This window comes from Acinetobacter sp. 1207_04 (genome assembly GCF_052850415.1).
Genome location: NZ_VXCQ01000002.1, coordinates 182,692 through 196,973, shown reverse-complemented (window position 1 = coordinate 196,973; position 14,282 = coordinate 182,692). Strand labels below are relative to the sequence as shown.

At 36.1% G+C, this 14,282-nt stretch carries 8 protein-coding genes, 1 tRNA gene and 2 pseudogenes; 2 read left to right on the top strand and 9 right to left on the bottom strand.

Annotation, left to right across the window (positions count from 1 at the left end):
- Positions 1-178 (bottom strand): annotated as a pseudogene (locus FW754_RS02930) (IS5/IS1182 family transposase); the annotation flags it as partial.
- A gap of 16 nt (positions 179-194) precedes the next feature.
- Between FW754_RS02930 and FW754_RS02925 the strand changes: the two are divergent.
- Positions 195-438, top strand: a pseudogene (locus tag FW754_RS02925) (IS1 family transposase); the annotation flags it as partial.
- A 764-nt stretch (positions 439-1,202) separates the two neighbouring features.
- Here the strand turns inward: FW754_RS02925 and FW754_RS02920 are convergent.
- The 8 genes from FW754_RS02920 to FW754_RS02885 all read right to left on the bottom strand — a co-directional run bounded on the left by FW754_RS02920 (position 1,203) and on the right by FW754_RS02885 (position 12,089).
- Positions 1,203-1,292 (bottom strand) — tRNA-Ser (locus tag FW754_RS02920).
- 96 nt (positions 1,293-1,388) lie between these two features.
- Complete coding sequence (locus FW754_RS02915) at positions 1,389-3,425, bottom strand: FAD-dependent oxidoreductase (RefSeq protein ID WP_446323814.1); 2,037 nt, start codon at positions 3,423-3,425, stop codon at positions 1,389-1,391.
- A 529-nt stretch (positions 3,426-3,954) separates the two neighbouring features.
- Positions 3,955-5,646 carry a D-lactate dehydrogenase gene (gene dld, locus FW754_RS02910; protein WP_446323813.1) on the bottom strand — a complete coding sequence of 564 codons (1,692 nt, stop codon included), beginning with the start codon at positions 5,644-5,646 and terminating at the stop codon, positions 3,955-3,957.
- 210 nt (positions 5,647-5,856) lie between these two features.
- A complete protein-coding gene (lldD, locus tag FW754_RS02905) occupies positions 5,857-7,011 on the bottom strand; it encodes an FMN-dependent L-lactate dehydrogenase LldD (protein WP_409511689.1) in 1,155 nt (384 codons plus the stop codon).
- Positions 7,012-7,014: 3 nt separating this feature from the next.
- On the bottom strand, positions 7,015-7,758 hold the full coding sequence (lldR, locus tag FW754_RS02900) for a transcriptional regulator LldR (protein WP_409511688.1): 744 nt from the start codon (positions 7,756-7,758) through the stop codon (positions 7,015-7,017).
- Positions 7,759-7,817: 59 nt separating this feature from the next.
- The gene (gene lldP, locus FW754_RS02895) at positions 7,818-9,488 is read right to left on the bottom strand and encodes an L-lactate permease (protein WP_409511687.1); all 1,671 of its coding nucleotides are present in this window, start codon (positions 9,486-9,488) and stop codon (positions 7,818-7,820) included.
- Between the two features lie 629 nt (positions 9,489-10,117).
- Positions 10,118-11,437 carry an NAD(P)/FAD-dependent oxidoreductase gene (locus tag FW754_RS02890; RefSeq protein ID WP_446323812.1) on the bottom strand — a complete coding sequence of 440 codons (1,320 nt, stop codon included), beginning with the start codon at positions 11,435-11,437 and terminating at the stop codon, positions 10,118-10,120.
- Positions 11,438-11,510: 73 nt separating this feature from the next.
- The gene (locus FW754_RS02885) at positions 11,511-12,089 is read right to left on the bottom strand and encodes a TetR family transcriptional regulator (protein WP_446323811.1); all 579 of its coding nucleotides are present in this window, start codon (positions 12,087-12,089) and stop codon (positions 11,511-11,513) included.
- 112 nt (positions 12,090-12,201) lie between these two features.
- Here FW754_RS02885 and FW754_RS02880 point away from each other — a divergent pair, with 112 nt between their 5' ends.
- Complete coding sequence (locus FW754_RS02880) at positions 12,202-13,683, top strand: MFS transporter (RefSeq protein WP_446323810.1); 1,482 nt, start codon at positions 12,202-12,204, stop codon at positions 13,681-13,683.
- Positions 13,684-14,282 lie beyond the last annotated feature (599 nt).

Here is a 14,282-nt window from a genome sequence, read left to right as displayed (position 1 = left end):
TCAAGTATGGGGTTGACCTAACTCTGTAAATTTATTTAACACTTGAGTAGCACTGCGCAAGGTGTATGAATCTTATTAACTTGACCTAGAACGCCCTTGCACTAAGTTTATCGTCATATAATTTGATGCAATACGTTTTGGTTTCTATCAAGCTTTGATGATGGTACTCAGACCACTTTAAGGCTAGACTTTAGGAAATTGGTTTTCACTATGCACGAATTTCGAGTGATTTATTGAGATAGTTTTATTTATGCTTTTAAGTGCTGTAAAAAATTAATTCGTAAGTTTTCACAGAAGGAATTGAAGGGAAATAATTGTAGCATTCGGCATCGGATCAGACGTGGATTAAGGAGAGGTTGCAACTTTTCAAAAAAGCTTAAAAATCATTTCAAAACTTTTGATTTAACTTTCTTCTATATTAATAATAGATTTATTTAATACCAGCATGCTTTCTGAAATGCCACCAAAGTTACAATATGTATGCATTATATTTTTTTCATAAAAAATTCTTCTAAAACTTATTTTATATACGTTTAAAATAATACTTTAAGAAAATCAGTATTATTTAAATGAACTTTTCTCATATTTAATAACCTTTATTTTTTACAAAATATTTTGATGAAGTTTCAGCACTATAATATGTCAATAACATAACCAACTAGTTCCTCCACTTGGTGGATTTACGAAATACTCGAACGCATTTCATTGAACTCAACCACGAACGTATTACTTTAGGTAATGTCGATACAATTAATTTTAGAATTGCATCTCTATTTCAGGGCAAGAGCAAAATTGTTATGAATTAAAACAGATTTATGTAGACAACCGTTTAAATATATTAAAAGCTTAACTCTCGATTCCAAACAGCTTGTTTAGAATTGGTGATGATTCATGTACTTTGAATATTGACCGAGTTCAAAATCAATATCATTGGTAGTTAAAACCTTTAAATAAACAGCATGACTTTAATCATGCTATTTTATATTTATAGAGTTGAAAAATAAATTTAACATAATCATTTGCGATCTAGAGTAGCAACAATTCTGTTTAATAATTCGCTTAGAAATTCTGATGAGGTTCCTAACACACTCTATAAACGCTCATTAAGATTAATTGAAGCCAAAATTTTATGTGGGTTGCAATGTGGGATAAAACACGAGCAAGAAAAAAGCCCTTGTAATAACAAGGGCTTTTTAGATATTTGGCGGAAGCGGTGAGATTCGAACTCACGGAGGACTCACACCCTCGTCGGTTTTCAAGACCGGTGCATTCAACCGCTCTGCCACGCTTCCATGTGCGCCATCATACGGAGCTTTTATACATCTGACAAGTGAAAAATACAGTCAAAGCATACAAGTGCATATACTTTCACCAAATACTATAAAAAATCATAATATTGCAGCGATTTCAGCACCTTCACGAATCGCACGCTTCGCATCAAGCTCGCCTGCAAGTTTTGCACCACCAATAATATGGTAACTTGATAACGTCGATTCACCTTCTTTCGGCATCAATTCTTTAACAGATTCTTGCCCTGCACAAACCACAATGGTATTGACACGTAAGAGTTGATCATGACCATTCACTTCAACCCACAAACCTTCATTTGATACAGATTTATATTGCACACCACGCATCATACATACAGCATGCTTTTTCAATTGCGCACGATGTACCCAACCCGAAGTTTTACCCAAGCCAATTCCGAGTGGTGTAGTTTTACGTTGCATCAGATAAATCTGGCGAATGGGCGCTTCAACTTCAGCAGGCACATGACCCCCTTCAGTCATATAATTTGGATTTGGATCAACACCCCATTCACGTTGCCATTCTGCCAAAGGCTGTGGTTGTGGCTGATGCTCAGGTTTCAACAAATACTCTGAAATATCAAAACCAATACCGCCTGCACCAATCACCGCAACTTTATCGCCTACTGGCGCACCACGTAACACTTCAGCATAAGATAGTACATTTGGTGCATCACTACCTTCAATTTTAAGACCACGAGGCACAACACCTGTGGCAATAATCACATCATCAAAGCCTTCACGTTCAAGTTGCTCACGGTTCACTTTGGTATTTAAGCGTACCTCAACACCAGTCTTTTCAAGCTGAACTTTAAAGTAACGGATAGTTTCATGAAATTCTTCTTTTCCTGGTACTACTTTAGCAAGGTTGAACTGACCACCGACTTCTTTTGCTGCTTCAAATAACGTGACATTGTGACCACGTTCAGCAGCAACCGTTGCCGCAGACATTCCTGCAACACCACCACCCACAACTGCAATTTTTTTGGCTTTTTTGGTTTTTAAATAGACCAATTCTGTTTCATGTGCCGCACGAGGATTCACTAGACAACTTGCACGTTTATTTTGAAAACTATGATCTAAACAGGCTTGGTTACATGCAATACAAGTATTAATTTCATCAACACGATTGGTTGCAACTTTATTCACCCAAAAAGCATCAGCAAGTAATGGACGAGCCATTTGCACCATATCTGCTTTACCTGCCGCCAAAATTTCTTCTGCAGTTTCAGGCATATTAATACGATTCGATGCTATAACAGGCACTGCAACATGCTTTTTTACTTCCGCTGTATAGTCAACAAAAGCTGCACGCGGTACAGAAGTGACAATCGTTGGAACACGTGCTTCATGCCAACCAATTCCAGTATTCAACAACGTTATCCCTGCTTTTTCTAAAGCTTTGGCAACGGTAATCACTTCATCCATAGTATTGCCATCATGCACAAGATCGAGCATCGACAAACGGAAACAAATAATAAATTTATCACCGACCTTCGCACGAATGGCTTTGACAATTTCAACCGCAAAACGCATACGATTTTCAATTGCTCCACCCCATTGGTCTTCACGTTGATTGACATGGCGACTTAAAAATTGATTGAGTAAATAGCCCTCTGAGCCCATCACTTCTACGCCATCATAACCTGCCTTTTTCGCAAGGCTTGCGGTATGAGCAAAATCGTCAATCGTGCTGAGAATATTTTTTTCACTCATTTGACGTGGTTTAAACATAGAAATAGGTGATTTGATCGGGCTTGCAGATACTACAAAAGGCTGATAACCATAACGTCCAGAATGTAGAATCTGCATCAAAATTTTTGCACCATGCTTATGCACAGCATGCGTTACTAAACGATGTGGTGCAATATCACCAAGCGTATTCATGGTTCCGCCAGCAGGCAATAACCACCCCTGCCGATTCGGTGAAATTCCACCAGTAATCAGTAGTCCCACACCGCCTTTCGCTCGCTCACCAAAATAAGCCGCAAGCTTTGGATAATTATAAAAACGATCTTCTAAACCCGTGTGCATAGAGCCCATCACGACACGGTTTTTTAGTGTCGTAAAACCTAAATTTAATGGCTGTAAAATATGTGCATAGCTATTCGTTGTCATGTTGATCCTTTTATCTTTGGCTTTGCAACTTGTTGCATACTACTGTAGCGATTTTTTAATTTTTTAGGATGACTTCTTTTTGGTTTTTCTATGTTAATAATGTCAATTCAGCCAATTCCGTTTATTAGCTTCATTTAGCCTAGCTTTGCGATATCAGTCAAATAAGCAGCATAAAATAAACCAAAAAGTTTAATAAAAATAAGTATACATATATGTTTGGGTAACTATGTTTATGATCATATGCCCAATAATACCCTTACAATAAGTATAAGATTTAAATTAGGCACAAAATTTTATTTTTGAAAATACGTTTCCTTTATTTTGAAATCTTTTGTTTAACTAGGAGAATATTTAACAAGCAAGATAGATTGATAATTTTGATTTAACTTGCACATAAACTCATATTTATAAGCGATATTATTTCAACAATTTTCGGAACAGACTTCTCCTTTTACACTTACACTGAAAAGACCAAAAAAATCAGCCACTCTTAAGAATGACTGATTTATTCATAAATATTTTAAAATATTTATTTCCAATATTTTAATTTACTTGTTTGCCCAATACCGACGTTAAAGCTATTACTTGGATCAAGCTTTTGATAATGGTTTTTCAAAGCAGGCTTTGCCACATATAAATGCCCCACATTATGTTCAGCAGGATATTCTGCCCCACGATCATCAAGTAAATGCCACATTTCATGTTCCATTGCCAAAGGATCTACGCCTTTTTTAACAATATAATCTTGATGAAAAACATGGCAAAGGAAATGTCCGTAATACAATTTATGAATGATTTTTTCATCCATTTCTTGTGGTAAAGTTTCTACCCATTCACGGTCATTACGACGCAGCGCAATATCCAGTGCCACAATATCTTCCACTTCTGAACGATGCGTATCACGGTAACGAATCGCAGCACCTGCCACAGCAAAACGATGTAAAAATGCTTTACGCCCTTCTTCATCGGTACATTTAAAATAATTACCTGATGTTTGATGACTAAAGTAATCTTTTAAAAAGTCATGAACCTGAGCAACATCCTGATTTTCAATACGAATCATTAAGTGATGTTCATATAAATCACGAAATTCATTCATTCGTTTAGGTAAATGGTTTGGCATGAGTTTGGTCACGAGTTGCAGAACTTTATCCGACAAACCACGCAAGCCAACTTTTTCTAAATAACCATCCACTTTATCTTTCATTGCAAATGCAGCAGGCACTTTTGCTGTACCAAATTTTTCAATAAACATGAAACTGTCTTTGCCGTATTCCGCACCAATATCATAGGCAATACGGTGAATGTATTCACCTGCAATTGGCAAACGTGGCAAATCTTTCAACAAGAAACGGCGAATTTCAGTCAAATCATCATGTGAATTTGTACCTACATAAAACACCTGACTTGGAATTTTTTCAAAGGTATCTAAACGTACTGCAAAAACACAAACTTTACCTGCTGAACCTGAAGCTTCAAATAAACGACTTGGATCGGCATTAAAACGTGCAGGCGTATTTTCATCGACCTGTTTTACATCATGTGAATAATGTTGATCAGAAGCACAGCAACTTGAATTGTTAATGATGTCATCAATTTGATAGTTTTTATTTTCAAGTTTCGTGAGGATTTCTTCAGGTGTTCGCCCTAAATTCACACCCAAATGATTGACCAGTTCTAATTCACCAGACTCATTGACTCGTGCATAAAGTGCTAACTCTGTATAGGCAGGCCCACGACGAACTAATGCACCACCTGAGTTATTGCACACACCACCTAAAACTGATGCACCAATACATGAAGAACCAATCACTGAATGTGGTTCACGATTAAATGGCGCTAAATCTTTTTCTAAACGATCAAGCGTTGCACCTGGCAAACAAATGACTTGCTGACCATCATTAATTACTTGAATACCTGCTAAACGACGCGTATTCATTAAAATTACAGGACGATCATAATCATCACCAAATGGCGTTGAACCACCTGTCAAACCTGTGTTGGCAGCTTGCATAATCACAATGCAATTGGCGTTCACAGCCACTTTTAATACTTGCCATTGTTCAAGTAAAGTTCCTGGCACAACAACCGCCAAGACTTGACCTGCACCATAACGACGACCTTGACGATAAAGGCGTGTGTCATTGGCATCGGTTAATACGTGTTGTTTACCAACGATATGAATGAGGTCTTGGATGGTTTGTAATGATTGAGTTTGCATATTTGTTATTTCCAATTATAAGAATCCCCTCTAAATCCCTAAGACCAGTCAGTTAAGGATTCTTTAAATCTTCCCCCACCACTCCTTTTCCAAAGGAGGGGCCTTCTGTCCACTAAATTTGATTGAGTTTGAGAAAAACTCCCCTCTTTTTCAAAGAGGGGTTAAGGGAGATTTATACGATTTGAATAATCATAATGAGTGATAATTAAATCACCCTGCCAGCTCTTTTTCTAATCTCACCAAACAATCTGAAGTAATATCAGCAATCGTGTTTGCACCCGTCAATGTCATCGCCACACGCATTTCTTTATCAATCAAATCAAGAAGATTAGAAACACCTGCTCCACCTGCCGCACCCAATGCATAGATAAAAGCACGTCCTAGCATACAAGTATCTGCACCAAGCGCAAGCATACGCACGACATCTAAACCATTACGAATACCCGAATCGGCTAGGATTTTAATATCACCTTTCACAGCATCTGCAATTGGTGGTAAAGCACGAGCAGAAGACAATACGCCATCCAACTGACGACCACCATGATTTGATACCACGATACCATCTGCACCGAAACGTACTGCATCTTTAGCATCTTCAGGATCGAGAATACCTTTGATGACCATTGGACCATCCCAAAATTCACGAATCCACTCAAGGTCTTTCCAAGAAATAGATGGATCGAAGTTATTGCCTAACCAACCAATATAATCTTCTAGACCTGTCGGTTTACCTAAATATTTTGAGATGTTACCCAAATCATGCGGGCGACCCATCATGCCGACATTCCATGCCCAATGCGGATGGAAACATGATTGCATATAACGACGCATTGCTGCATTTGGCCCGCTCATACCTGAATGGGCATCACGGTAACGTGCACCTGGAACAGGCATGTCTACTGTAAATACTAAGGTTGAACAGCCTGCAGCTTTGGCACGTTCCAAAGCATCTTTCATAAACCCACGGTCACGAAGTACATATAACTGAAACCACATTGGACGGTTAATAGCAGGTACAACTTCTTCAATCGGACACACTGACACGGTAGATAAAGTAAAAGGAATACCCTTTTTATCGGCAGCAACAGCCGCTTGAACTTCACCACGACGTGCATACATACCTGTTAAACCCACAGGTGATAATGCAACTGGCATCGACAAGGTTTCATTAAACAGTTTTGTTTCAAGGCTAAGTTGCGACATGTCATTTAACACACGCTGTCTTAACGCAATCTTTGATAAATCTTCCACATTACGTTTTAAGGTATATTCCGCATTTGCCCCACCATCAATGTAGTGAAACAAAAATGGCGGTAAACGACGACGCGCGGCTTCACGATAGTCATTTGCAGAAGAAATAATCATATTTTATGTCCTATTTAATCGGCTTGAACGCTGACGACGGGCTTCTTCCTCATCAATCATACGTACTTGCTGTACCACAAATTCGATATGTCCACAGACTGCCTCTCGGGCAGCCTCTGGATCACGACGTTCAATTGCATCCATCACCTGAAAGTGTTGATCACGCAATTGATCATAACGATGGGCTTCGGTATACACTTTACGCCTACCCAAAACCACGTTGTATTGCAACAAATCTACTAAACCACGCATCATCTGAATCAACACCAAATTGTGCGATGCCTCTGCAATCGCCAAGTGAAATTCAGAATCTGCTCTGGCAGCAAGATGATCATCTCCCAACTCTTGAAAATGGGTGATTTGATCATAACAATAACGAATTTTCTCAAGATCTTGCTCAGTTGCCCGCTTGGCTGCATACCATGCTGTTCCTCCCTCAAGTACCATTCGAGCTTCCTGCACATCAAAACGATAGGCAGGATCTTCATCGATTAAATTACTTAAAGGTTCAACAATCTGATTGTGCGACCAATTGACTGGTAACTGTTGCAAAAAAGTCCCCGCTCCAACTTTGCTGACCAGCATGCCCATACTGCTCAGTTGCGAAATGGCCTCTCTCAAAGTGGAGCGAGATACACCGAGTTGTTCACACAACTTACGTTCAGCAGGCAGACGAGCTCCGACTTGCATATTATTTTGTTCAATTAACATGCGTAGGTTTTGTACCACTTTGTCGGAGACTTTCATCTGCTTTCCTTAGACGTGCATCGGTTGAGTATCCCTAAAATGATATGTGATCGTTATAATCATGGAATCATCCAAGGGAACACATAGGCTTGTAGTGTAATGATAATACCAATCATCACAGTAAATGAGATACTGTGTTTCACCGTAAAACGGAATAAATCAGACTCTTTACCCACTAAACCTACCGCAGCACAAGCAATCGCAATCGATTGCGGAGAAATCATTTTTCCTGTTACGCCACCACTCGTATTCGCAGCAACCAATAATACTTCAGGCACACCAATTTGCTGTGCAGTAGTCGCTTGAAGTGCTGCAAACAAGGCATTTGCAGAAGTATCTGAACCTGTGAGGAATACCCCTAACCAACCCAAGAATGGTGAGAAGAATGTGAAGGCTTGACCTGTATGCGCAAGTGCCAATGCTAAAGTTGCTGACATTCCTGAATAGTTCGCAATAAATGCGAAAGCCAACACCATACCAATTGAATAAATTGGAATTTTCAATTCATTCACCGTTTCAGCAAAAGTCACAATTGCATCTTTCGGCTTCATTTTTAAGTAAATGATGGTAATGATCGCAGCGAACATAATTGCAGTACCCGTTGCAGAGAACCAATCAAACTTATAAATGGCATCATAGTCCTTAATTTCAGGAACGACAGGTGGCATTTTTTGAATCATTTGATGCAAATAAGGTACTTTGATTGAAAAAACCATGTCATGCAGTGCGCCATCTTTCGTAAATAAATCCTTGAAAGGTTTGACACTCCAAATGGTGACCATTGCCGTTAAAATTGCAAATGGTGACCATGCTTTAGCAATTTGGGCAATCGTGTATTTCTTCTTACGCTCTGCTGCTAAATCAATATTTTGAACGCCTTCTTCATTTTCAAAGCGGAAAATATGTTTTGGCTGCCAGTATTTCAATAAAATTGTAAGTGACACTAACGCTGCAATCGCCGCTGTAATATCAGGTAATTCAGGACCGACGAAATTCGATGTCAAATATTGTGCAATCGCAAAAGAACCACCACCAACAATGACCGCAGGCCATGTTTCTTTCACACCACGCCAACCGTCCATAATCGCCATGATCCAGAACAGCACGATGATCACCATAAATGGTAACTGACGACCCACCATCTGACTGATTTCCATGGTTTCTACACCCGAAACCTGACCCGCCACAATGATTGGAATACCCATCGCACCAAAAGCAACAGGTGCAGTATTTACAATCAAACACAGACCTGCAGCATAAAGTGGCTTAAAGCCAAGACCTACAAGTAATGCAGCTGTAATTGCAACGGGGGCACCAAAACCTGCAGCACCCTCAAGGAAGGTACCAAAGGCAAAACCAACGAAAAGCATTTGTAAACGCTGATCTTCAGTAATGGATAAAATTGAAGAACGAATAATATCGAACTGCCCTGTTTTCACAGAAATTTTATACAGGAACACTGCCCCGATAATGATCCATGCAATCGGCCATAAGCCATACAAAAAACCATAAATCATCGATGCAAATGCCATTGTCGCAGGCATTTGATAGGCAAATAATGAAACAAGTAATGCCAATACCACTGTGATCGTACCCGCAACACTTCCCTTCATGCGGAATACAGCTAATGCTAAAAAGAAAAATATGATTGGAATAAGAGCGATCGCACTTGATATCCAAATATTTCCCATCGGATCATAAATTTGTTGCCAATGTTGTAGCATTGTCATCTCCTTGAAATGCTAGCTTAATGGATAAACAGAACATTGCATTTACGTGTAATTGGTATGACCAATATTAATTTAAAATAAAAAAAATACGTATATTTCCCAATAATAATAATTTCTGCTGAATTAAAGATCAATAAGTGATTTTAAATTTAAAATTGGTATGACCAATAAAATCCACTATTTTGTCTAATCAATCACCTATTTTAAAACTTTCAATTAATTTCTAATTCATAAAAAACTGTTTTTATTGATTTTTATTAAAATTTGAAAAATTTATACGACTTTAGTCTTAGGTGAATACAAAGAAAACAACTTTCATACAACCTTAACAGCATTTCAGAACGATAAAATTGTTGTTTTAACTAAATCTAGCCTATTCAATTTATATTTGTTCACAATGATGCTTTACTTTGTTCTTATTTTTAGCGGTATAGCTAGATGTAAAATATAAGCTACATAAATTTAAATACTCTATCTAAAGTATCTTAAATCGATCTATTTTATTGGCTCACTATATATCTAGCCCATGATGCTGAAAATCATCATAAACTAGACATTTTTATTGGTGAAAATTTAGATACTTGAAATTGGGATCACAATTAAATTTCGTATAATAAATATTCATTATATTAAATCATGGGTATTTTCTTTAAGATTTTTTCAGCTATTTCACAGCCACTTAAATATGCGCCATGAACAGTACCAGCATATTTCAAGCTACAATGTTCACCCGCGAAGAAAATAAGTTGGCTGATTGGCTTGTGTAATACCTTAACAAGATCATCAGTGTGATTTAGTGACGGAAAACTAAAAGAACCGTAACTATAAGGGTCTGCTCCCCAACGTGTAACTATTATTTTTTCTGGTTTATCGGGAATTCCAGCAAATTGTTTTTGTAAGCTACTAAAGATAAAATCTGATACTTCTCTATCCGTTGAATTGTCTATAAAATTTGATTTATCTCCTCCAAAGAGCATTAAATAAGTTGGTTTTTGATAGATTTGAGATAAATCTAAAATGTTAAAACAATCGGTATCGTTCCAATAAAAATCACTAATTTTCTCTCCTGAACTTTTCAAGCGAAAAAGAAGTGGTTGTTTTAATTCAAAAAATACTTTATTGAAAGATCCAAATCCGAGCGCTTGAATAGAATGAATATAATCACTAGATAATGGCGGGTGAAACTCAATGTGATTTTTTTTTAGAATACCAAGTGGTACGGTAACCACTACGCGAGAACCTATGTAAACATTATCATTGGAATCGATAAGTTGAACACAATCATTCTGATAAGTAATTTTTTTAATATCTATATTTAATTTAATTTCTATATTTTTGGAAATACTTTCAACAACCTGATAGTACCCTTGTGGAAATACAACTTCATTCCCTTGAAAGTATCCCTCATAATTTCGATAATTTGAACAAAGTTGATCTAGACTTGTAGCAAATGGATCATTGGCTATTCGTTCAAAAAAGCTCAATAATAATTTTTTAAGATAATTTTCTGAAAATGTATTACCTAAATAAGGTAAAGAAAATATTATTTCTTTAATCGCATCAAGAGCAGATACTTTTTGTGTCTGATCAAGTAATTTTTCTATTTTATCTATATAAAACTCAAATTCTTCAACTTCTTTTTCTGAAAATAATTGTCCATTTTCATGGAAATATTGTGAGTTATCATAATTGAATATCGTAGTTTCTATATCACTTTCTTGGGTAATAGCCCATATAGGATTATCATCAATTCCATGAATCCATGATGCACCCAAATCAAAGATATCCGAATCAATCTTTTTAGAATTTATACGTCCGCCAATACGAGGTTTAGCTTCTAATACGATAACTTTTTCACCCTTTTCTTGTAGTTTTTTAGCACATCCTATTCCTGCTATCCCTGCGCCAATAATAAGAATGGGTAAATTAATATCGCTATTATTTTGCATAAATTTTCGATGATTCCTCATTAAAGTTAAGACGACCTAAAATTAACATAATAGGCTGTCATTTAAATAACAACTATTTGTCGTGAGATATCTTACATTCAATAAGTTGTAGAACTAAAAAATTCAGATATTTCAAAGAAAGCTTCTCACCTTTAAATTGAATTAATCGTTCAAAACCTAAAGTTATTCCTATGAATTGCCATGCTAAATCTTCCATATTTTCATTAGGATTTATGAATTTTTTTAGCTTTAATACTTCTATAATTTTGTTTTTCCAAGCTTCGATTGCCGTCCAATAAACTTTGGAAAATTCAGGGTTTGAGCAACTAATTTGCTCTGCCTCGTTCCAAAGACGTATATAAGCAAGTTCATTATTGCTTTCTGAAAATCCCAAAATATCTAGCAATCTACTTTCCCAACATATATCTTCTGAAAGCGTACTAGTATCTAAATTTTCGTAAGCAAGCTGAATAAATACTTCTGACTTTAACTCTTGAATTGATGCATAGTGATGATGAATTAAACCTACTGATAAACAAGCTTTTTTTGCAATATTACGAACAGTCAGTGTACTTAGTCCCTCTTCAAGAGCTATTGACTTGGCAACCTGTAAAATCAGATTTCTTCTCTCAGACTTACTTAAATAACTCATTTACTAAATATACCCTTTTACAACACGACAAAGAATATAGGAGTTGCCAATAAAAGTAAAAATACAATAGAATTGAACATCCGTTCAATTTTATTGTATTTTTACTTTTATTATGACTTTTCATCCTAAGTGGCTAATATTGGCTGTAGTGGTAGGGTTGTATTTACCTATCGCTATTGATGCAACAGTTTTACATATTGCTGTACCGACCTTGAGTAATGAGCTGCAAGCCAATATGTCGGAATTATTATGGATTATCGATATATATCCATTGCTTATGGCGGGTTTAATTTTAGTAATGGGTGCACTAGGAGATAGAATTGGCTATCGTAAGTTAATGCTAATAGGAAGCATTATTTTTGGTATAGCGTCGGCATTTGCTGCATTCGCTCCAAATGCTGAAATTCTTATTCTTGCTAGAGCCTTATTAGCCCTGGGTGCATCGATGATTTTACCAGGTACTTTAGCTTGTTTACGCTATACCTTTGTTGATGAAAAAGAACGTAATTTTGCACTAGGTATGTGGGTAATGGCAGGCAGCGCTGGTGCTGCATTTGGTCCTTTAGTTGGAGGATTATTATTAGAATATTTCTTCTGGGGTTCAGTTTTTCTAATTAACTTACCCATTATTTTAGTTGTTATAGTCAGTATCTTATATCTAATACCTAAACAACAACCAATAGCTAAGAATCCATTGAATTTAATGGATGCAGCAATATTAATATCGTCAATTCTGTTTGTGATTTATAGCTTAAAATCTGGGTTAAGAGATTTTGAAATATACCATCTATTGTTAGGATTTATAGGGGTTGTTCTTGGAATAGTATTTACTAGAAAACAAATAAATAGTTCTTATCCTTTATTTGATATTAAGTTATTTGCTTCAGATTCGGTGAAATTTGGCTTCATGATCTCTGTTGTTGCAATGATCGCATTAGTAGGATTTGAATTATTAATTTCTCAAAAACTTCAATATGTTTATCAATATAGTCCTCTTCAGGCAGGGCTGTATATTTTTCCCTTTATGATTTCTGTCAGCGTTGGAGCATTGGTTAGCTCACCATTATTAAACAAATTTGGGCCGAAAAAAGTTGCCGTTGTAAGTTTATTACTAAGCGCGATATCAATGTACTTCCTATCAAATATTAGTCTGAATTCAACATATCTAAATGTCGTATTTTGGATGATATTGTTAGGGCTAAGTATATTATGTGCTTTTTTAGCTGCTACATCTGCAATTTTATCAGGAGCACCAATAGAGCAAGCCGCTTCTGCAGGAGCAATTGAAGGGATGTCGTATGAACTAGGTACAGGTTTAGGCGTCACTATATTTGGTCTATTAGCATCATATTTCTATATGAAAAATATAGATTTTAAGCAATATTTAACCTCAGAACAGTTTGATATTGCTAAGAGTTCTATCGGTGAAACATACCAAATTATGTCTGAAATCAAACCTGAGAATGTCGAGCAAGTTATAGCATCGGCTAATTCTGCCTTTGTCATGTCACACGAGTCTGTATTAGTTGTTTCTGCATGGATTCTATTTATATTGAGTATTGTCATTGGTTTTTTTTGGAAAGAAAAAAAGTAAGTTTTCTTATTATATGCAACAGCTTTATACAACGTATCTATAGCGCTCAGCGCGTAAAAGATTACCAATTTAAGTCATTGTTTTATATATAAAAAATTCAGCCTATACATCTAAGTAAACCACTAAACTATAATTATTTTAGGTTCCAATCCCATTTTTAAAGAGCACAAACAATACGAATGACTTTTCAGATAGACCCCACTCTATCTGTTCATTCATACATTGATGAACAGATAAAAATAATCCTTATTTATTAAAATTTTAAATACATTACTTCTGTTACCCTAATATTTTAGATTATAAAAAAGTTACTTTCGAGTTATCAACATTAAGCCATTAACATCATGATTTTTTTAATAACTAATTAAATTTATGAATATCTTAGCAATCTTATAAAACCACCAACTATTTTATTAAACATTAATAATTTAAATTTAAAACTTGGCAATCTAAATTTGATTTTTATTTAAGGACTCATAAAAAAACAGTAAAATACCTCACATTATTCAATTCCCTTACTCTTTACATCAAATCTCATCACTTTGCATCAAAATCAATTATTTAATATGCCTGAAAGCCTTTTAAAACATGGGATTTAC